Below are 22,396 nucleotides of genomic sequence, written 5' to 3'. Positions count from 1 at the left end.
GAAAAATGTCGAAAAAGGAAAGGTCTTAATAAGTCTGGAAATGAAAAGAACACCTTCGCATTACTTCGCAAAAGTGCTCTTTCTGGCAATTATTCAGTTCGTTGCATCTTATTTAATTGAAGCAACGTATTCCTCGCCCTTTTCTTTATCATATTGGCCTTCCCATTTGGACATGACCACAGCGGCAAGCGAGTTACCTAATACATTGACTACCGTACGCGCCATATCCAGAATGCGATCAATACCAGCAATAAAAGCCAACCCCTCCAGCGGGAGGTTCACTGCTCCAAGTGTAGCGAGCAAAACGACAAAGGAAGCACCTGGCACCCCTGCAATACCTTTGGAGGAAATAATCAAAACTAGCACCAGCGTGATTTGTGTCGTGATTGGCAGGTCAATTCCGTACATTTGGGCAATGAAAATCGCAGCCAGTGCCTGATACAGGGTGGAACCGTCCAGATTAAAAGAATACCCAATCGGAATGACAAAGGACGTAATTCCTTTAGGACATCCGAACTTCTCCATCTTCTCCATGATCTTAGGCAAAACACTTTCCGAACTGGCCGTCGAATATGCAAGCAGCAGCTCACTTTTCAATATTTTAACCATGGTCCAGAGACGGGTACCGCAAAGCTTGGCGATAATTCCAAAAACAATCACAATGAACAGTATCATGGAGCCGTACACCGACAAAACAAGCTTCAATAAAGGCCATAACGAGGCCAATCCAAACTTAGCCACTGTCGTTCCAATCAGGGCAAATACACCGAACGGAGCCAGGCGCATGACCTGATTGGTTACCCAGAACATGGCGTCGGCTACGCCTTCAAAGAAATTCAGCACAGGCTTGCCTTTGTCACCAATCGCCGCTACCCCTAATCCAAACAGTACGGAGAAGAATATAATAGCCAGCATATCTCCCTCGCCCAGGGCGTGAATAACATTGGTAGGAACAATATGCACAATCGTATCTATAAAGCTATGGCCTGACTTCTCTGCAGTCTCCACATAGGAATGGATATCACTCTTGGCCAGGTGGGACATGTCCACGCCGTCACCCGGTCGAACCAGATTGGCAACAAGCAGTCCGAAAAGGATGGCGATTGTCGTTACAATCTCAAAGTACAGAATAGACTTTCCGCCGAGTTTACCCAGTTTCTTCATATCTCCGACGCCGGCTACGCCGATAATGAGCGTTGAGATCACAATAGGCACGACAATCATCTTGATCAAGCGGATGAAAATATCACCGATTGGTTTTAAGTAGACTTCCACCCCTGAATTGCCGTAAAATAAGGCACCAATAATAATACCTAAAGCCAGACCGATAAAGATTTGCATCGTCAAATTAATCTTTTTCACTTCGCGTCCCCCCTGGCTGATTTGTATATTTTTGCAGTATGCTGTTCTTAATATTCAAATGATGTTATTTATACTACAATCTGATCTATAAAAAACGACAATTATCTACAGCTGCATTTATTTTTTTCTATAAATTCACAAACTTTAACGGCGAGCCTGTGAATTTAGCTCACATTGCCTTTCTGACTGAATACCCAGGAGGTGAATATAGATGAAGTTGAATACGCTCCTTTTCCTGCTCATGCTTGTATTTGTACCGCTCGCAGGTGAGCTGAATATTCACCCGTTCGCTAATACATTTCGTCTCAGCTTTGGTACACCTGTATTTTTTTTCTTTCTGTTATCTATTCGTCATATTCCGCCTGCATTATCGGGAGTGCTTGCAGGGATAGCGGTAGTCGCCTTTCGCATCTTACTCAATCATTACTCTCAGCCCGGCCTTCCCTTCGAAGAGTTGCTGACACTGCACGGCCCTACTTTTTTTTATTACATGGTCTACGGCCTGCTCTTCCAGGTCCTTAACATTAATGCTGAGCCTTACCGCGCACTCCGCGTGGGCATCCTCTCTGTAGGGATTGAGGTTGCCGCAAGTGTGTCGGAACTTAGCGTCCGGTGGAGCATAGACGGCGATTTCTGGGACATCATTAAGATCAGCAAAGTAGCTTTCATGGCTATGATCCGCAGCTTCTTCGTGCTTGGGTTTTATAATATGATTCGGTTAAATCAATCGGTCCAGCATGAAGAGGCACAAAGGCAGCAGACGGAGCGAATTTTACTCCTTGTATCGGACTTGTATGAGGAGTCGGTCCAGTTAGGCAAAACGCTGTCACATGCAGAACAAATCACTCGTGAAAGCTACGAGCTGTACCGTGAGCTGCAGCAGGATGAGTCTCTGAAGGACAGAGACCATTACGCCAGACAGGCACTTCGTATTTCCGGACAGGTCCACGAGATCAAAAAAGACAGCCAGCGGATTTTTGCTGGTTTGTCCAAGCTGATTGATGCCGAAAGCGGAGTGCATTACATGGCTTCTCAAGAGCTTGGGGAGCTAATCATCCGAACGAACAGCAAATACGCGCAATCGCTGGACAAGTCTATTCGTTTTACCCTAGATGTCGATCCATTGTTACCCAAGCTGCATGTTTATACCGTTTTGACACTTATTAATAACCTGACAGCCAATGCAGTTGAAGCAATGAAGGACAGTGGAAGGATTGACGTTTCCATTCGCTTTCAAGCGGGAAAAGAGGATGTAGTAACCTTTATTGTCACCGACAACGGGCCGGGTATTCCTCAGCGTAAACGGGAAATGGTCTTCACACCGGGGTATACGACCAAGTATGATGAGGAAGGACAGCCGTCGACCGGTATGGGATTGTTTTATGTACGTGAGGTCGCGGAGAGCCTTGGAGGAACGATTGAACTGCAACAGGATGAAGAAGAGAATACAGATAGATTACAGACCACTTTTAGAATTACATTGCCTTTACGGAAACTGACGGAGAAAGGAAGATAGCCCGGATGCGTTTTTATATTGTGGATGACGATCAGGGAATTCGTTCTATGCTGGCAGACATTATTGAAGACGAAGGTCTAGGAGAAGTCATCGGGGAAGCAGAGGATGGTACCTACGTGAATAGCGGCCTCCTAGAGCTGAACCGGATTGATGTATTGCTGATTGACCTGCTGATGCCGCTTCGTGACGGCATTCAGACCGTGCGTGCACTTGGCGATCAATTCAGCGGCAAAATCATTATGATTTCTCGCATCGAATCCAAAAACATGATCGGCGAGGCATACTCGCTCGGTATTGAATATTATGTGGCCAAGCCTTTGAATCGACTGGAGATTATTGCAGTTATTCATAAGGTGGCTGAGCGTCTGCGCATGCAGCAGTCGATTACGGATATTCAGCGCACGCTTCAAGGGTTGTCGATGTTCACAACGAACAACCCAACGGCAACAATTGAACCGACCCGAAACATCGTAACTTCCGGGCAGTTTCTGCTCTCCGAAATGGGGATGATCGGCGAAGCCGGGAGTATGGATTTACTGGACATGCTGGAATTTCTGGACCAGTATGAGGAGGAAACAGGAAATCTATCTCCCTATCTGTTCCCGCCGTTGAAGGATATATTTGCTAATGTAGCGTCCAAACGATTAGGGGCTTCAGCCTCAGCAATAGAGCTGAGTAAGGAAATCAAAGCATCGGAGCAACGTGTCCGCCGTGCTATTTTTCAGACGCTAAGCCATATAGTATCGCTCGGATTGACTGACTATACCCATCCTAAATTTGAAAATTATGCATCCAAATTTTTTGATTTTACAGAAATCCGCAAAAAAATGCTGGAACTGCAAAACAATGTGGAGCCTTCACTGTCCCAAGCCCGCATTAATACGAAAAAGTTCGTACAGGTGCTCTATATGGAAGCAAAACGGCTATTACATTAAAAGAAAAGCACCTGCATATCCCCATGTATCTATTACTTGGAGATTAACAGGTGCCCATCGTTGATGATTCGATATCCCTTTAGTCCAGACTCTTGCCCTGCCACTCCATAGCTTCCAAGAGATCTACACCATCGGACAGCAGACGTTTCAAGACATTCAGTTCTTCCGAGCTATAACGATTTAAAAATTGAAATAACTGCTGCTGTACCTTAACATGCAGTCGTTCATGCATAAGAAAGAGTCTTTTCCCCAACGGGGTTAACCGAAAATAAATTTCTTTCTTGTTGTCGTTAAGCTGGGTTCTGCGAATCCAGCCTTCCTTGAGCAGCTTGGTGCTGACTTTCGAAACTGTACCCTTGCTCAGCTCAATTCGATCCGCTAATGTCGTAACATTAATCGGCTCATGCCTCCCAATACAGTCAATGACGTGCACATCCGTCAGATTGAGTGAAGCAATTCCATCAAAATGCTCGTGTATTTCTTCGAGAATAGTCATGCTCTCTCTCTGCTGATGCTGCTCCAGCTGGTGATTCATCTTAATGAGCAAATCATAAACATGCTGAACTGATGTCGCTTTCTCCATACGAAAAAATGGTCACTCCTTTGACATACTCCTCCTTTCATTATAGCCCATTTTTGTTTCATAGAAAACAATATATGCATACGGAAAGCTCCCCTTTAACATTTCCGTATATATACAAAATATATCTATTATCGATACTTTGTTTCATTTGAAACAATATTATTTTATTATAATTGAGAATGATTATCAATTGTTTTTAAAAATTATTTCTGTTTCTCTTCTTACTACGTGGGTATTTTCATTTTGAAAAATATAATTGTATAATCGTAAAATGAGAATAAGTTAGAAACAAGTTCTCCATAGAAGGGATGATGATACATGTCGGATACAAACCAATTATTCGGTCAAGCACTGGTTAAATCACTGGTCGGGGAACGTGGACATATTCGAGTAGCTCGGGCTTTACCAGACATCGACGTCGAGCTGGCAGGGAAGAAAAATGCAGAAATGCCTTACAGCATTTATCAACTGCTGAAGCATATGATTTACTGGCAGCAGTTCATGCTGGAGCATTTGGAAGGACGGAAACCCCAGCTTCCGGGCAATGTCATGGAAAGCTGGCCCGAAGAGACTGGACCGCAGAGCGAAGAGGCATGGCAGGCTGTCATTAACGAATTTTTACAGGGCGTAGATCAGGCTGTGCAGATTGCCGAAACCGCACAACTGGATGATTCACTAGCTCATTTTCCAGGTGAAACGAAAGCAGGACTGCTGCGGAATATCGCTTCCCACAATTCATATCATTTGGGTGAAATCGTGCTGCTACGCCGGATTTATGGAGCTTGGCCACCACCAGGAGGCGGCTTTCCAGTCTAAAGGCAACACCATGCTCTAATCAAGCTTTCCCCCATCCGCTGCTCCATACCTCCATCATTGCAATGGGATTTAGGCACCGCGAGGAACTCGCTTGCGTACCCTATATGGGAACCTACTAACTCGACCTGAAGCCGTTTACCCGTAATCAGGTGCAATCCGAATAACGGTTCCCATGATGCAAGACCAAAGAGAGGTTTCGAGGTTATGGTGAGACACTTATATTTAAATCGTAATATTGCCTGTATGATTGTGATCAGCCTTATTGCTAACATGAGTGGAAGTATGATCCTTCCACTCTTTGCTATTTATGTAGAGCAATTCGGGATATCCGTACTCGGCATGAGCATTTTATTTTCTCTATTTTATGTAGGTAGATTTCTTGGTGGAGGCTTGGCAGGACGAATTTATGAAAAGATTGGCGCAAAACGCTTGGGGTTGAGCTTACTCATTGCTGAAATCGCTTGTATGCTCCTGTTTCCGATTGCAACAAGCTTCATCATTCTATCCATACTGAGACTCCTCCAAGGCTTGGTAGCTATAGGGCTAACCGTCTTTGTAAGAGTCACGATCAACCATATGAGCACCGCAGATAATCGAGGCATGCTCAATGGATATATCAGCAGCAGTGAAGGTGCCGGTATGATTTTAGGGCCTCTTATGAGTGGAGCTATTGTTTCTTATTTTTCTTTATCCATTCCGTTTTATTTCGTTGCTATTTTCTCATGTATATCCTTCGTTGCCGTCTCCAGAATGACTTTCCCCAGTCTCTCTTCCAAACCTCAGCAACAGCACGCACCCCTTCATGAGTCGAAAAGAAAAACCATGCTAACGAAACAGCTACTGCTCTATTCCACCGTTCATTTCCTTGAAATGAGTGCATTCGCTATATTTTTAACGTACTTCTCCATATATGCAACCTACAAGCTCCATTGGAGCCCCGCAGAAATCAGCTTAGCTTTTACCATTATCGGCATATCGACCTTCATATCAGCCCCCTTTATTGGCAAACTATCTGATCTACTTAAGGATCGCTTGATGCTTTGTATCATCGGTCTATTGTTGATCATGGTGGAAATCATCTTATTTCTTTGGTTCACAGAACCGTGGATCGTATACTTAGGGATGTTCATCGGAGGTATAGGAGGAGCCAGCTATCTGGATTCCTTTTACTCGCAACTAGGGGATGTTATTCCTGAGGAGAATAGAAGCTCATTTATCGGCAACGTCGTATCTTTGTCCGAATTGGGGGCCATTGTGTCTCCGATCCTCGCAGGTGCACTCATGGAACAGTTTAGCGTCAGCACTCCCTTTTACTACAATTTGATTTTGGTGTTGATCGCTATAGTTATCCAATATGTTATTCGTTTTAAGTCGAAATCTATAAGAAAAAGGCCAATTGCATAAGCAACTGGCCTCCTTTCTTTCTCACAGCTCCAACTCAACTGCAACCCCAAAATGATCCGATACAACTGGTCCCGTTTTCCCGTTCAGTACAACGGTTGAGGATTGAACCTGTGCAGCCTTATTGGAGAAGATAAAGTCAATACGGAGCGGCTCCGCATTGCTTTCCCAACCAGCAATAGCTTTAATCACCGTGTGGCCTTCATCACGTACTGCTGCATTCGGATAGGTATCCGACCAGCCGGATTGCAGTACATAGTCATATCCTTCTCCACGCACTTCAGCCGCGTTGTTGAAATCACCCATCATAAACACAGGAGTCGGAGCAAAAGAATTTAGCACTTTTGTTGTACGATCCCATAGTCCACGGAAGGATTCTTCATCATTCCACCAGTTATAATGTCCACTTACAAACCAGGCCTGCACTCCGTCCACCACAGTTTGAACGCCGACAATTTTACGTGAACGGTAGTTGTCATAATCCTGTAGCGAGGAAACATATTCGTTCACCGTAGCTGTAATCGGTGTTTTGGACAGAATCGCCAAACCCTCGTCGTATTTGGCAAAACCAACATGTGCGGGAGCCCACGTCCACTGATAAGCATCGGACAATAGCCCGTTCAGCACATAAGCATAGTTATCACGCTTAATGACAACTTCAGGATCTGCGCTATAATAAGCGCCCAAATCGTCCGGCGACAAAGGAGTCTCTTCCATGGACTGGTTCACTTCCTGCAAAGCAATGACATCAAACTGCTGTTCATCAATAAAAGCAGCCAGCTGCTTTAGCTTATCATGCTGGTTTTCTTCCATCCAAGCATGTGCATTTAAGGTTAACAACTTCAAAGTAATCACCTGTTGAGTATGTCTTGTATATCTGATTTAAGCACATCGGCCTTCGGTCCGTAAACTGCCTGCACCCCATTGTCTACTTTTATCAAGCCCAAGGCACCCAGCGCTTTCCACGTCTTTTCATCTCCAACGGCATCCGTATCCTTCACCGTCACACGCAGACGGGTCATGCAAGCGTCCACCTCGACAATGTTCTGCTCACCCCCAAGCGTCTTGATGATATCCGTAGCCAGTTGATTTTGAGTGGAAACAGCTGCCACACCCTCTGTCTTCGTACTCCCAGCCACGGAAGTCCCTTGAGGCTCCTCATCCGTATAGTTCCCCAGTCTTCCCGGCGTAGCCATTTTCAATTTACCGATCATAAAATACGCGATAAAGTAGGTTGCTACAGCAAACACCACACAAGTCAGCACGAAGTTAATAATATCCTGCACCAAACCCGCATTTATAGACAACGGCATTCGGGTCAGCAGTTCAATCATACCAAACGAATGTAAACGTAAATGTATGATGTCGGCCATTCCGAACGCAATACCGGTAAGAATAGCATAAACCACATACAGCACAGGCGCCACGAACATAAACATGAATTCCAGTGGCTCCGTTACCCCTGTTAAAAAGACAGCTGCGGCTGCCGAAAAGATCATCGACTTGTACTTGCTGCGTTTATCTTTGTCTACACGGCGATACATAGCCACCGCTAGTCCCATAAGGATTCCTGCTCCACCGATCATTTGTCCTACCTTGAAGCGAGCAGGCGTCACGCCTTCCAACAAGCTATTGTAGGCTGTCGGATCAGTACCACGAAGCGCACTCAGGTCACTTGCCCAAGCCAGCCACAGCGGATCTTGCCCGGCAACGACGCTTCCTGCCCCGGAACCCGTAAGTGTCGTGTAAACGCCACCAAGTTGAGTATAGTTAATAGGAACGGTCAGCATATGGTGAAGTCCAAAAGGAATTAGTAGTCTTTCCAGTGTACCATAGACAAATGGCGCTACAAAAGGAGCCGACTCCCCTGAAGTCGCTAACCAAATACCGAACTGATTAATCCCCCCCTGAACAAATGGCCAGATGGCAGACATGATCAAACTTACGATGACAGACCATAAAATCACGACAAAAGGAACAAAACGTTTGCCGTTAAAAAAAGCTAAAGCGTCTGGCAGCTTGCGGTAATTGTAGTACTTGTTAAATACCACGGCTCCGACAAAGCCGGAGATGATACCGACAAACACACCCATATTAAGTGCAGGTGCCCCTAAGACAGAGGTAAAATAGCCACTAACCGGAATGGATGCACCAAAAAGAGTGTGGGTGGTGGCACCCTCCTGGGTTAGCATTTTCGAGGACACACCCAAAATCGTTCCTGTTGAAATATTAATGAGAATAAAGGCAATTAAGGCCGCAAAAGCTCCGCCCGCCCGTTCCTTAGCCCAGGAACCACCAATCGCCACGGCAAACAGTATGTGTAAATTATTGATAATACCCCAACCCAAATTCTCCATAACCCCGCCGACGGTCAACCAGAAATGGATATCACCAGCCAACATCGCCACTACTTTACCAAGCGAAATCATAATCCCGGCTGCCGGCATAACAGCAACAACCACTAGCAGTGCTTTCCCGAGCTTTTGCCAAAAATCAAATGATAGAAGTTTTTTCATGCTCCTTCAATCCCCATCCCTTATAGTATGTACAGCGTTGTTTGTACCCTATAAACATTATGCAATCGGTTGCACAATTATTATAATGATATCGCTTTCTATTGGCAATACCCTAATTGTAAATATCTTGGCTAATGATCATAGAAATACTCGAAAAAGCCGCGAATTTGTTGATTTTCGAGCAATATCGTATGATAGAACATAATATTTCCTGCTTGAGATAGCAAAAGGAGACGAAGACGATGGCAGTAACCATCAAAGATGTCGCAAAACGTGCTAATGTTGCTACTTCCACCGTATCCCGTGTCATTCAAGACAGCCCCAAAATCAGCGAAGCGACCAAGGCACGTGTCCGTAAAGAAATGAAGGCGCTTGGCTATGAACCCAACTATTCAGCTCAGAGTCTGGCTAACCGTGTCACACAGTCAATTGGCATCATTATGCCTGAATCGGATGTGGCAATCTTTCAAAATCCGTTCTTTCCGGAAAGCCTTCGTGGGATCAGCGAATGGGTAAATGAGCACAACTATACACTGTCCATTGTCACAGGAAAAACGAGCGATGAATTGCTATCCCGCGTGAAGCTGATGACCCGGACCGGGCGTGTTGACGGCTATATTGTTCTGTACTCCAAGCAAAAAGATAGCATTGTGGAGTACCTTCATAAAGAAAAAATACCTTACACCGTAATCGGTAAGCCTCAGCAATTTGTCAGTGAAACTACCCATGTAGATAACGATAACTACCAGGCTGCCAAGGATGTGGTCACTTATTTGACTGGGCTGAATCATCAGCACATTGCTTATGTTGGCGGTGATCATGAACACATCGTGAATATTGAAAGACTCCGAGGCTACCAGGATGCGTTGCGAGAGGCAGGCTTGCCTTTACCCAAGGAATACGTGGTCAGGGAGCCATTTAATCTGGAGGACATGCGCACATTATTGCAGGCCACCCCGCCGCCTACCGCGATGGTTGTTAGCGACGACCTCGTAGCCATGGCAGTACAGAAAATGCTTTCTCAGCTAGGCGTGTCCATGCCAGAGCAGTTATCCATGGTGAGCTTCAATAATCTAATGCTAGCTGAACTGATGAATCCCCCTCTGACTTCCGTGGATATTGATATCTTCACTCTAGGTTATCAGGCAGCCAAAAACCTGATTGAAAAAATCGAGGACCCCAAGGAATTGACCAAACACATCATTGTTCCCCACCGAATCGTGGAGCGCAAATCCAGCCAATTACTATGATTCTTAGCGGAATGAGCAAGAACTGATTTTGTGGAAACCCATAAAATCAGTTTTTTTGCGTTGACAGGGCAAACGGTTGCACTATATACTGAACTCGCTCATATACTGGTTTCGTTAAAACAACGATCTCATTTTCCGAGAGGGGTACGCAATCATGGTTTACAACCGATTATTTGACGTAGATAGCTGGAAGCTGACAACACACACTCTACATAGCACACACATGCGATTACAGGAAAGCATAACGTCCATAGGCAACGGTTATATGGGCATGCGCGGCAATTTTGAAGAAGCTTATTCAGGTGATCATCATCAGGGAACGTATATCTCCGGTGTATGGTTCCCCGACAAAACAAAGGTCGGCTGGTGGAAAAACGGCTATCCTGAATATTTTGGTAAGGTCATCAATGCCATGAACTTCATCGGCATCCGTCTGATCATAAACCAAGAGGAAGTAGACTTATTTACGGCACACATCAGCGATTTTGTGCAGGAGTTGGACATGAAACAGGGTATCCTGCGACGCACCTGCACCGTGAACGATCAGGTTCGTATCACTACGGAGCGTTTTCTGAGCATCACCACTCGTGAGCTATGCCTGATTGATTACCAAGCAACGAATATAAGCGAGCAGCCTCTAACTATAGAGCTTGTCCCTTATTTGGACGGCAATACGAAGAATGAAGATACGAACTATGATGAGGTTTTTTGGTTGGAGGAGGCCCGAGAGGTTCAAGAACAATTCATCAGCCTGTCCACAACAACTATAGATAATCCCTTCGGTATTCCGCGTTTTACCGTAAACGCTACCATGGGTATTGTGACCGAGGGACAGGATCTGCAGACGACGGAAGAGAGCTTTTTGTATGCTGCACGCCACTATCAATACAGCGTCGCTCCGGGCGACAGTATCCAGCTGCAAAAAATTGTGGCGGTTACCACCTCACGTGATATGGAAAAGGATGCACTGATTCCACAAGCTGAACGCATCGCTGTGGAGGCTGTGAACAAAGGCTACACCTCCCTCAAGCAGGAGCATGTCGCAGCTTGGGCTCGACGTTGGGACAAAGCAGATGTAGAAATCGAGGGAGATACAGAGGCCCAGCAGGGAATACGCTTTAATATTTTTCAACTGTTCTCTACGTACTACGGCGAAGATGCCCGTCTGAACATTGGTCCCAAGGGCTTTACAGGTGAAAAATATGGCGGTGCCACCTATTGGGACACAGAAGCATATGCCGTGCCTATGTACCTGGCGCTTGCAGACCCGGATGTAACCCGAAATCTGCTGCTGTACCGTCACCAACAACTAGAGGGTGCCAAGCATAACGCAGCCCAGCAAGGGCTACGGGGTGCACTATACCCTATGGTCACTTTTACAGGTGTGGAGTGCCATAACGAATGGGAGATTACCTTTGAGGAAATCCACCGTAACGGAGCCATTGCGTATGCCATTTACAACTACACCAACTATACGGGCGACCTGAGCTATTTACGGAAATATGGAATAGATGTACTGGTCGAAATTAGCCGCTTCTGGGCCGACCGGGTTCATTTTTCCAAAAGCCAGCAGCAGTATATGATCCACGGGGTTACCGGGCCGAACGAATATGAAAATAACGTCAATAACAACTGGTATACCAACACGCTGGCTGCATGGGTTTTGAAATATACATTATCGGTCTTACCTCAAATTTCAGCAGAAAAATCGATGCATCTAGCGGTTACGGCTGATGAGCTTGCACATTGGCAGGATATCATCACTCACATGTATTATCCCTATGATGAGGAGCGGGAAGTCTTCGTACAGCACGATACCTTTATGGATAAGGATTTGCAGCCTGTATCCTCCCTTGATCCCAGCAACCTTCCACTAAATCAGAAATGGTCATGGGATAAAATCCTTCGTTCCTGCTTCATTAAGCAGGCAGATGTGCTGCAAGGGCTGTATTTCTTTGGAGACCAGTTTACGCTGGAGGAAAAAGCGCGCAATTTTGCATTTTACGAGCCAATGACTGTTCATGAATCCAGTCTGTCCCCGTCCATTCATGCCGTGCTGGCTGCCGAACTCAAAATGGAGGAAAAGGCAGTCGAGATGTATAAGCGGACGGCCCGTCTGGATCTGGATAACTACAATAACGATACCGAAGACGGACTTCATATCACTTCCATGACAGGAAGCTGGCTGGCGATTGTACAGGGATTTGCCGGGATGAGAACGTATCGTGAAACCTTAAGCTTCTCCCCCTTCCTGCCTCAAGGCTGGAACAAATATACGTTTAAAATCAACTATCGCGGTCGCTTGTTAAGTATTCTCGTACAGGAAAATGAAGTGATCATTACCCTGTTGGACGGAGAACCGCTGACGCTGGAGCTGTATGGAGAGCCAACGCACATTACCAGTGGACAGTCGTTAATGACGAACAGCGTTTCATAAATCGGGCAGACAGGGGGGAAACCAAATGAAAGCAGTCATTTTTGATCTGGACGGAGTCATTACAGATACCGCCGAATATCATTTTCAGGCATGGGGCAGCTTGGCGGCAGCGCTTAGCATCCCTTTTGATCGGGAATTCAATGAACAGTTAAAAGGAATCAGCCGTACGGAATCGCTCGACAAAATACTGGCGCGCGGTAACCTGTCCGATACGTTTTCAGAAGAAGGCAAGCAAGAACTGGCCACACGGAAAAATACGGAGTATCAGCGGCTCATCTCAGCTGTAACTCCCTCGGACATTCTTCCAGGCATTAAAGCGCTTCTGACAGAGCTTCGTGAAGCCCGAATCGGCATCGCGCTGGCCTCTGCAAGCAAAAATGCAGCATTTATCCTGGAGCGACTGGAGCTAGCATACTATTTTGACAGTGTGGTGGATGTTACCGCCATTCGGCATGGCAAACCTGACCCGGAAATTTTCCTCACCGGAGCCGCAAATCTGGGCGTTCAGCCTGCCGACTGTATCGGCATAGAGGACGCACAGGCTGGCATACAGGCGATCAAGGGCGCCGGGATGTTCGCGGTCGGTGTAGGAACACCTTCGCAAATGCAAGGTGCGGATATCGTGGTAGCCACTACTGCCGAGCTTTCTCTGAGCATGTTGGAGGCACATTTCTACGAGTTCAAAAAGTGACCTCCCTCGGAGTAGTTTATATGGCGTTATCTTAGGGATAGAGCACTCTCGCCTCATATGTATGACCAACGACGGACACCACTGGTGTTCGTTTTTGTTTACATATACTCCAAAAAACTCCCTCTGTCTCTCGCGTCTTCAGCTCCTCCATCGTCGAACACGTTAAATTACCATTCCATGAATATATATTACCATTTTACACATATTACATGTATATCGTTGATTTAAGCTTTTGAAGGAGGACGAGTCATGGCAAGATCACTCGAGGAGAAATTGGACCATCTAAAAAAGACCCTGGGTCATCTTCCTGATGTCGTCTTCAAAAAAATGGACGTGGGACAAACGGGAATTCATGTAGTGATGGTTTATCTCTCCGGTATTGCGAATACGGGCATAATTAACGAACAAATCGTTAAGCCACTCATTTTGACTGGAATCCGTGAAAACCACTCCCAAGTTAATCTGGAGAAAATAAAGGAGGAACTGATACAGCAGACGGCATTTACGATCGGTACGAAAGAAGGGGCAGACCTTGAGACATGTGTAATTGAAGTGTTATCGGGAAATACTTGTCTGCTGATCGAAGGAACCGATGAAGTTTTTTTTGCTTCTACGGGCCAGTTTCCTTCGCGAAGTGTCGATGAACCGAGCACCGAAACTTTGGTTAGAGGGCCGAGAGAAGGTTTTATTGAAGATTTGGAAAGCAACTTGGCAATGGTAAGGCGGCATATCAAAGATCTAAGTTTCAAAATAGATAAAATGACCATAGGAAGGAGATCTTCACGGAAATTAGCGATCTTGTACATATCAGATATCGCAAATCCAGAGCTAGTTCAGGAAGTTAAACAAAGAGTCGAAACGATTGATGTGGACGATGCTTCCGATACCGGGATTATTGAGCAATGGATTGAGGAACATTCATGGTCTCCGTTCCCACAGATTCAAGCCTCTGAACGCTCGGATAAAGCTATAAATGCTTTAATGTCCGGAAGAGTTGTCATTATGCTTGATGGCACTCCTTTTGTCCTGATTGCTCCCATGACCTTCTGGATGCTGGCTCAATCCCCAGAGGATTATTACGAGCGTTTCCCTTTAGGAACATTTTTTCGTATGCTTCGTTTAATGGCTCTATTCATTGCAACATTCCTGCCTTCGCTGTACGTTGCACTTATTTCTTTCCATCCTGGATTAATCCCGCCTGAGCTGGTGATCTCTATCGTTGCCTCAAGGGAGGGAATTCCTTTTCCCGTTTTTGTGGAAGCTCTAATCATGGAGTTATCATTGGAAATATTACGCGAGGCAAGTCTGCGACTACCTAAAGGCATAGGACAAGTCATCGGTATTGTAGGCGGTCTTGTGATTGGACAAGCAGCGGTCGAGGCGGCGGTCGTAAGTGCTTTTCTGATTATTGTCGTTGGTCTTACTGCCATTGCGTCCTTTGCAAGCCCTCAGTACAGCGGGAGTATTGGAATACGGCTTCTTCGTTTCCCCATTATGATGATTGCAGGGATTTATGGGCTGTATGGCGTGATTTTAGCCTTTATTTGCTTAGGCGTACACATGGTCCAGATCAAAAGCTTTGGAGTTCCTTACATGTCACCCCTAGCCCCAATTCGGCTAAGAGATCAACAAGATACTTTGGTCCGGGTTCCTTTTAAATACCTCAGAAAACGTCCTATGATGCTAAAGACACAGGACGAAACACAATCTAACAGGAAAAGGAAGTAAGCCCATGATCTCTTACATCTTTCTGTTTCGTCGAACCCTACGGTTGCAAAAATGCGTCGCCGTATGGATCGCATGTGCTCTCCTCACTGGTTGTTGGGACAGCAGAGAGATCGACAACTTGAGTATCATTCAAGGCGTCGCCATTGATACGGATGAGCAGGAAATGCTGGAGCTTACCTACCAGCATTTAATAGCGCAGAAATCCAGAAAAAATATGTATAGCAACGTAACAACCTTTAACAAAAATTCCATTCAATCTGCTTCAAGGGAACAGGCCAAGCTGGTATCCCGTGCTCCTTTATATAGTTTTATTCGCTTGATTTTGATTAGTGACCAAGCTATACAAAAAACAAGAATCGACCAATTGTTAGATACGTTTACCCGCTCCTATAAACCGAGTCGAAAATCACTTGTTATGATCGTTAAGGGCAGTGCGAAAGAAGCGCTCAATAAGATCGGCAAACATAAAGAGATACCTTCCATTGACCTTGAAGCATTGGCTAAAAATAGCGATTTCAACTCCAAAATACCCTATAGAATAACATTAGGGGAAATTTCTACACATATTTCACAAGGATCTGACTTCGTCATTCAATGCCTAGAAACCAATGAAGGCAACCACTTCTCAGGCGCAGCTTTGGTCAGCGGCAAAACGAAGAAATTTGCTTATTGGCTAGACGAAGAGGATGTTATCGGGATCAACTGGATGCTGGGAAAAACGAAGGGTTCAATTATTAGAACTGAAGGCCCAAAATCGGAACAATCCATGGTGTTTGAAGTCGAAGATGTCCATACAAAACTTATCCCCCACCTCAACGGGCAGGATCTCTCATTCACAGTTCGTATTAAAGCAGATATCAAACTAAACGAAAGCTCGGATAATTCTGTAGACTTCCTGAAGGAATCATTCATCCAAACCGCTAAAGAAGCGGCGCAAGATGAAATCAAACAAACAGTATCCCTATCGTTAAACACGCTCCAGAAAGAAATGAAAGCAGATGTAGTCGGTTTTGGCACAAAAGTAAAAGTGAACTATCCCGCTTACTGGGATCGGGTAAAGGAAAATTGGCAAGATACATTCAGTCAAATACCGATCGATGTTCAAGCTAAAGTACAGATCGAACGAACAGGTGCTTATACAAAAGGAGAGGGAGCGTAATGTCCAACATACCTTCCATGAAACAGGAAAAAATATCTACTCTGCAAGCCTTATTTACCGTCACTTCGACCGTGTATGCTGTGGGTATTGTCAGTTTACCAAGAACCATTGCGGAGCAGACAAAAACGCCCGACGTGTGGCAGGGACTTTTGCTGGCAAGTCTGCTTGGGATAGGCGTGATTTTTATCCATGTTAAATTGTGTCAACGATTTCCAGGGAAGACGTTCTATGAGTTCAATCCTGTGATCGCAGGTAAATTCATTGGTCAACTCATCAATATCGCATTTATTGTATATTGCACGATGATCTGCTCGCTTGTATGCAGAATGATGGCGGAATTCCTCAAAGGCCTTGCATTGGAGAGAACGCCAATAGGCATGATTATTTTTCCGTTTCTTCTGCTTATAGGGTATTTGACTTGGGGCGGTCTCCATGCGATGGTTCGATTGGTCGAGCTTTTTTTTCCTTTAACCCTTATTGTTTTTTTATTGTTGATCGTTTTCAATATCAATCATTTTGACATCGATAATTTGCGCCCTGTTTTTCATAAAGGATGGGGCCCGATCTTCCAATCTCTTAAAGTTGTACCTTTTTCGGCAATGGGTTTTGAATCGGTGCTCATATTAACAAATGTTATGGCCAATCCACAAAAGGCGTGGAAGGCAGGCTGGATCGGCTACTCGATTGCAATGGGTTTGTATCTCTTGATGGTAACGATGGTCGTTGGCTGTATGTCAGTTGAAGAAGTTTCCCGATTGCAATGGCCGGTCGTTTCTTTTGCACAGCAAATTGAATTCCCTGGCGCGTTCCTAGAACGATTTGAAATATTATTTATCATTTTGTGGACGATCAAAATCTTCATGACCGCCTCAAACTATTATTTCTATATTGTTGCCGGGATCAGCCAGCTCACCCAAAAGTGGAATAGGTACATCTGTTATCTCCCGTTAATTTTATTATTTTCCCTGAGCATGTATCCCCAAAGTTTTATTGAAATAGGCAATTTCGATAAAATAACAGGTTACTTTGGTATTATTATATGCGCGGCAGTCCCCTTGGTACTTCTTGTCATCTCCATGGTCTTCCGCCGAGTTGAGAATTTGGATGGGAAACAGTAGAGGATAGCCCCCATTCTTGCCCGATGACTCAAGTCCCCTTACGTTATAGAGTAAGGGGGCTTTTTGCTTTATCCAGCGGATATCTTCGAAATTTTCCAACTCTCCCTCCACTCAATTTATATTCGTGAACTGATATAATGGAAGAGTTAAGCTACTAGCTGATCAACTATTCTCTTTTAGGAGACTAATCATATGAAACCAACCTATCTTATGGATGATATACAGTGGCAACAGCTTATTCAAAACGTGGCTGATCATTTTAATGATGTAACGATCAAACGAGGCTTTCAATATTTTAAGCAAGGAAGGGTAAAAGAATTCGGGATGCCTGATGCCGATCATATTGCAGCTGTCGTGGATGGAAGCGAGCTATACGAGGTGGATCTCCACTTGAGTGCTTTTGCTGCCAGCAGATGTACATGCCCTGTCCACACCAACTGCAAGCATATGATCGCCGTACTACTAAATTACGCGAATGAACAGGAACGTTCTGTACATGCTTTAGTGAACGCTCATTCGGCGAGATTCACCCGATTGGCGGCAAAAGCTGACACGCGTACCACACCTCCTTCCCGGTCGAATCTTTCACCGGATCACAAGGAAGCAACAAGAAACGCTCTCAGTAAAACAGCAAGCAAGATACCAGACATGCCCATTTCAGAGTGGCACGATCTGTTCGATCAGTGTATCGCCCTTAACCGTGTGAACACACAAAATTCCCAATATGTCCAAAGCGCTTTAGCCTCGATCTATGCTGTGAAGCCACCGCTTTCACCCGGCATGCAACAGCTATACGGACTGCATGCTCATCTGCGTGTGCTGGAAAAGCTGGTGCCTCAGTCTCCCATGCCGGGCTATCCCTCTCATACCTATATGGGGTATTACACGCAAATCGCCGCCGATGAGCTTAAAGAAGCTATCGAGCGTGATTTTGAAAGCCCGCTGGAGCTGACCGATGAACCGATGCAAGAAGCCCGTATCGCAGAAACCTTAGCCTATTTGCGCCGAAAAATGCTGACAGAATCGCGTAACGGTACTTATTTTTCAGACACGTATTATCAGTTTTGGCTGAACTGGGTGCATCCCGAAAGACAGGACTCCAGCATATATACGGAGGAATTACAACATTTACAGGCGGCTGAGGAGGATCTCGGTACAACTTTAGCACGACTTCCGTGGATGTTGGCTCGTAGCTGGATGCATATTTACCAATCGCAGGATAATGAAGCCTGGGTACTTCTTCAGGAAGCGGAACGAGCTTTTCCACTAAAAATCTCTTCCAACCAATTGCTTTTGTTCTTAGAGGCGTTGCGCAAAGCCGAGGATTGGGCACGTCTCAAGGACGGACTGCAGCATATCGGTCCCCTGCTTCACAGTCATCGGGATGACCATTTACAGGATTATATGCATGATTGGGATGTGGTTTTGCAGCACCTTCCAGAAGCGGAGCAGGACATGTGGGACACGCTGGTGGGTATGCTTCCATTTGCCGGAGGAATGTATGAAGAGGCGCTGCTTGCCCACGAAAAATGGCGGTCATGGATCGACTATCAGCTAAGCATACGCAGTGAACCATTGAGTTTTCGAGTGAGCGTGTTACAGCCCATTGAAAAGAACGCGCCTGAGTTACTACTCCCCTTTTACCATCAAGCGGTAGAACGTTATGTGCTAGAAAAAAACAGAGCCAGCTATAAAGCAGCAGTCAAGCTGTTAAAGCGACTGTTCAAGCTGTACAAGAAAATGAAGCAAGAATCACGCTGGGAGCTGTTCTTCACGACCTTCACCAGCCGTCATAGCCGCCTGCGGGCGCTACAAGAGGAATTGCGGAAAGGGAAATTGTTATCATGAGTCAATATACCGAAACGATTACCGTGCATATCCAATTAACTACCTATGGAGACGCGCTGATCTATGGCGATTCCTCCATGAACTATAGCATTTCCGGCCAAATCCTGAAGCAGCGTTTGTTTGCTTGGCATGAGGCTTCGTTTTATGGCACCGAGCTGGAGATTCAACATGTTCAAGACACGGATATTATCCTGCTGCCTTCGGAGCAGGTGATTCCTTTTCTGGCAGAGCGCGAGCTTCTAAAGCATATCGAATGGATCTGGGACGAGGCCCATGCCCCGTGGCTTCGGCTGATCCCTTTACTTGCTCACTGTATTGAAGCGAAAGCATATGTGCCCAGCTTCACGGCATTCCAGGCAGGGAAGCTGCAATGGATGTGGGATGCGGAAGCACTGGAAAACATCCAACCGGCAGAGCTTGCTTTGCTAGGCAGCTTGGAGAAGGACGAGCAGGATGGGCTGATAGCGGCGTTCTCGGCTGCCGTATTTCAGCGCTGGTACGGCACCGAAGCGGAAGCCGCCGATTTGCGAAGAGAATATCCGATTCTCTTCGCTCCCAACCGCCCGGCCGCGGCGGGTCTAGACGCGCGGGCCTGGCTCATCGCCATCGGCTGGAAAGCCGATACCGCGCCATTTCGGCCGCTTCTGCAACTGCTGGAGCCAGAGCTGGAGGACGACGAGCCGTCCTGGCAGCTCAAGCTTGTGTTGCAGGACAAGCAGGACCCGGCGTTGCTGGTGTCTGTACAGCTCGCCGATGATGGGTACGCATCCGGCTTATGGCCCGATGCCTGGACAGCACATGTCCGTGAGCGCTCAGCCGGGTGGCTAGAACGCTTGACCTCGATTTTGCCCGCCAGGCAGCGTGCCGGAAGCCGCGATGACGTGCTGAATCGCCCGCTCTCCGACGAAGCGGCGTGGCAATTTCTGACGACCGACAGCCAGCGTCTGCTGGAAAGCGGTTGGCAGGTGCTGCTCCCGGCTTGGTGGGAGGCAGCTACCCGCAAGAAGCCGAAGCTGCGGGCCAAGGTACGCCCAGGCGAAGGGGCGGGAGAGCGCACGAAGGGCAGCTCGCTGTTCGGACTGGACTCGATTGTCCAGTTCGATTGGCGTGTTGCCATTGGCGACGCCGATCTGAGCGAGTCGGAATTCGCCGAGCTCGTCGCTCGCAACGAGCGCTTGGTGCGCTTCCGCGGGCAATGGATCGCGCTCGACCCCGCGTTGCTGGCACAGATCCGCCGGGCCATGGCCGGGATCGACAGTGCTCAGGGATTGTCCTTCCAGGACATCCTACAGCTACACCTGCTCGGCAACGCCGACGAGCCTGAAGGCGACGCCTCGGGCGAGCAGCCGGAAGATGCGGCACGCTTCCGACTGGAAGTCGAGCTGAATGCCCATCTGCTGAAGCTGATCAGCCAGCTCGGACGGCAGTCGGAATGGCCTGCATTGGACGTGCCGGACGGGCTGCAAGCCGAGCTGCGAACGTATCAGCGGGACGGGTATGCATGGCTTGCCTTTTTACGGCGTTTTGGACTGGGTGCCTGTCTCGCCGATGACATGGGACTCGGTAAAACAGTGCAGTTTATTACTTATTTACTGCACCTACAGGATATTGCCGCCGAGACGGGCGTCCGCTCCAGTTCGCTGCTGATTTGCCCAACTTCGGTGCTGGGCAACTGGCAGAAGGAACTCAGCCGCTTCGCCCCTTCGCTGAAGGTGATGTTGCACTATGGAAGCAAGCGGGAGCAGGGAGACTTGTTCCGCGAAGAAGTTGAGCAGGCCGATGTCATCCTGACCTCCTTCGCTACGGCAACCCTGGATCAAGAGCTGCTACAAAGCATGACTTGGGATTCAGTCTGCCTGGATGAAGCGCAAAACATTAAAAATGCGCAAACCAAGCAATCCACAGCCGTGCGCAGCTTTCCTGCACGTCATCGGATCGCGTTGACCGGGACACCTATTGAAAATCGGTTGTCCGAGCTATGGTCCATTTATGATTTTATCAATCCAGGTTATCTGGGCAGCTCACGCGCCTTTAGCAATCGCTTCATTAATGCTATTGAGAAGGAACATAACGAGCAGCGCACGTTAGATTTGCAAAAGCTGGTTCAGCCCTTCATGCTGCGACGCAAGAAGAAGGACCCAGCTATACAGCTTGATTTGCCTGACAAGAATGAGATGAAAACGTACATTCATCTGACCTCTGAGCAGGGCGCGCTCTATGACCAGATTGTCAAAGAGTTGATGGAACGGATGCAGAAGCTGGAAGGGATTGAACGGAAAGGAGCCATTTTATCCGCCCTTACCCAGTTGAAGCAGCTTTGTGACCATCCTGCCCTCTTAACCAAGGAGGCACTCCCGAATGCCGCGGATTCCGGTTATAGTCAGTCCGATCTTGAAGCGGTCATTAGCCGTTCATCCAAGCTGGAGCGCATTCTGGCTATGGTCAAGGAACTGCGGGAGGAGGGCGAGCGCTGCCTTATTTTTACACAGTATATTGGTATGGGGCAGATGCTCCAGCGGGTACTCGCTCAGGAGCTGCAAGAGCCCGTGCTCTATCTGAACGGCAGCACATCCAAAACGGCCCGTGACCGAATGATTGATCAATTCCAATCTCACACGCTCTCCCCTGCCGAGCAGCCGTCCGTGTTTATTTTGTCGCTCAAAGCCGGGGGGGTGGGTCTGAATCTGACGGCCGCCAACCACGTCTTTCACTTTGATCGCTGGTGGAATCCAGCTGTTGAAAATCAGGCCACAGACCGAGCCTACCGGATGGGACAAACGAAGGATGTACAGGTGCACAAATTTATCTCGTTGGGCACGCTGGAGGAACGCATTGATGAAATGCTGGAAAGCAAGCAGCAGCTTAGCGACCAAATCATAACCAGTACCGAGGGCTGGATTACTGAGCTGTCTACAGACGCGTTAAAAGACCTCTTTACGCTACGGCGCGATTGGGCATGATGAGGTCCCGAATCGAACGATAATGTACATGGAGTGTCATTTTGAGTTCGGTATATACCTATTTATAAGAAGTCGT

The 22,396-nt window shown here is 46.8% G+C and carries 16 protein-coding genes; 12 read left to right on the top strand and 4 right to left on the bottom strand.

What is annotated here, in order from left to right; genetic code table 11:
* Positions 1 to 108: 108 nt before the first annotated feature.
* Positions 109 to 1,362, bottom strand: a complete 1,254-nt coding sequence (locus AOU00_RS14065; RefSeq protein WP_061831913.1) for a cation:dicarboxylate symporter family transporter — start codon at positions 1,360 to 1,362, stop codon at positions 109 to 111.
* A 211-nt stretch (positions 1,363 to 1,573) separates the two neighbouring features.
* On the opposite strand from AOU00_RS14065, the gene AOU00_RS14060 reads away from it, so the two are divergent.
* A complete protein-coding gene (locus tag AOU00_RS14060) occupies positions 1,574 to 2,878 on the top strand; it encodes a sensor histidine kinase (RefSeq protein ID WP_069290849.1) in 1,305 nt (434 codons plus the stop codon).
* A 5-nt stretch (positions 2,879 to 2,883) separates the two neighbouring features.
* Positions 2,884 to 3,813, top strand: coding sequence for a response regulator (locus AOU00_RS14055; protein ID WP_069290848.1), 930 nt, complete (start codon positions 2,884 to 2,886; stop codon positions 3,811 to 3,813).
* 79 nt (positions 3,814 to 3,892) lie between these two features.
* On the opposite strand, the gene AOU00_RS14050 is transcribed toward AOU00_RS14055, so the two are convergent.
* On the bottom strand, positions 3,893 to 4,396 hold the full coding sequence (locus tag AOU00_RS14050; RefSeq protein WP_061831910.1) for a MarR family transcriptional regulator: 504 nt from the start codon (positions 4,394 to 4,396) through the stop codon (positions 3,893 to 3,895).
* A gap of 318 nt (positions 4,397 to 4,714) precedes the next feature.
* Here AOU00_RS14050 and AOU00_RS14045 point away from each other — a divergent pair, with 318 nt between their 5' ends.
* Complete coding sequence (locus AOU00_RS14045) at positions 4,715 to 5,212, top strand: DinB family protein (RefSeq protein ID WP_069290847.1); 498 nt, start codon at positions 4,715 to 4,717, stop codon at positions 5,210 to 5,212.
* A 204-nt stretch (positions 5,213 to 5,416) separates the two neighbouring features.
* Positions 5,417 to 6,616 (top strand): MFS transporter, encoded by a 1,200-nt coding sequence (locus tag AOU00_RS14040; protein WP_069290846.1) that lies wholly within the window; start codon positions 5,417 to 5,419, stop codon positions 6,614 to 6,616.
* A 21-nt stretch (positions 6,617 to 6,637) separates the two neighbouring features.
* On the opposite strand, the gene AOU00_RS14035 is transcribed toward AOU00_RS14040, so the two are convergent.
* Positions 6,638 to 7,459, bottom strand: a complete 822-nt coding sequence (locus AOU00_RS14035; protein ID WP_069290845.1) for an endonuclease/exonuclease/phosphatase family protein — start codon at positions 7,457 to 7,459, stop codon at positions 6,638 to 6,640.
* 5 nt (positions 7,460 to 7,464) lie between these two features.
* Positions 7,465 to 9,129, bottom strand: coding sequence for a PTS transporter subunit IIBC (locus AOU00_RS14030; protein ID WP_069290844.1), 1,665 nt, complete (start codon positions 9,127 to 9,129; stop codon positions 7,465 to 7,467).
* A gap of 242 nt (positions 9,130 to 9,371) precedes the next feature.
* Here AOU00_RS14030 and AOU00_RS14025 point away from each other — a divergent pair, with 242 nt between their 5' ends.
* From AOU00_RS14025 to AOU00_RS13990, 8 genes are all read left to right on the top strand, one after another.
* A complete protein-coding gene (locus tag AOU00_RS14025) occupies positions 9,372 to 10,379 on the top strand; it encodes a LacI family DNA-binding transcriptional regulator (protein WP_069290843.1) in 1,008 nt (335 codons plus the stop codon).
* Between the two features lie 154 nt (positions 10,380 to 10,533).
* Positions 10,534 to 12,816 (top strand): glycoside hydrolase family 65 protein, encoded by a 2,283-nt coding sequence (locus AOU00_RS14020; protein WP_069290842.1) that lies wholly within the window; start codon positions 10,534 to 10,536, stop codon positions 12,814 to 12,816.
* A 25-nt stretch (positions 12,817 to 12,841) separates the two neighbouring features.
* On the top strand, positions 12,842 to 13,507 hold the full coding sequence (gene pgmB, locus AOU00_RS14015; protein ID WP_025722091.1) for a beta-phosphoglucomutase: 666 nt from the start codon (positions 12,842 to 12,844) through the stop codon (positions 13,505 to 13,507).
* A 249-nt stretch (positions 13,508 to 13,756) separates the two neighbouring features.
* Positions 13,757 to 15,235 (top strand): spore germination protein, encoded by a 1,479-nt coding sequence (locus AOU00_RS14010; protein WP_069290841.1) that lies wholly within the window; start codon positions 13,757 to 13,759, stop codon positions 15,233 to 15,235.
* A 4-nt stretch (positions 15,236 to 15,239) separates the two neighbouring features.
* Positions 15,240 to 16,394, top strand: coding sequence for a Ger(x)C family spore germination protein (locus tag AOU00_RS14005; RefSeq protein WP_069290840.1), 1,155 nt, complete (start codon positions 15,240 to 15,242; stop codon positions 16,392 to 16,394).
* A 17-nt stretch (positions 16,395 to 16,411) separates the two neighbouring features.
* Positions 16,412 to 17,512: a GerAB/ArcD/ProY family transporter gene (locus tag AOU00_RS14000; protein WP_237166184.1), complete on the top strand. Its 1,101-nt coding sequence runs from the start codon at positions 16,412 to 16,414 to the stop codon at positions 17,510 to 17,512.
* Between the two features lie 192 nt (positions 17,513 to 17,704).
* Positions 17,705 to 19,360 (top strand): SWIM zinc finger family protein, encoded by a 1,656-nt coding sequence (locus tag AOU00_RS13995; RefSeq protein WP_069290838.1) that lies wholly within the window; start codon positions 17,705 to 17,707, stop codon positions 19,358 to 19,360.
* A complete protein-coding gene (locus AOU00_RS13990; protein ID WP_069290837.1) occupies positions 19,357 to 22,320 on the top strand; it encodes a DEAD/DEAH box helicase in 2,964 nt (987 codons plus the stop codon). Before AOU00_RS13995 ends, AOU00_RS13990 begins: the two co-directional genes overlap by 4 nt.
* Positions 22,321 to 22,396: the final 76 nt, after the last annotated feature.

This window comes from Paenibacillus polymyxa (assembly GCF_001719045.1).
GTDB lineage: Bacteria > Bacillota > Bacilli > Paenibacillales > Paenibacillaceae > Paenibacillus > Paenibacillus polymyxa_B.
This window is presented reverse-complemented; position numbering and strand designations above follow the sequence as displayed.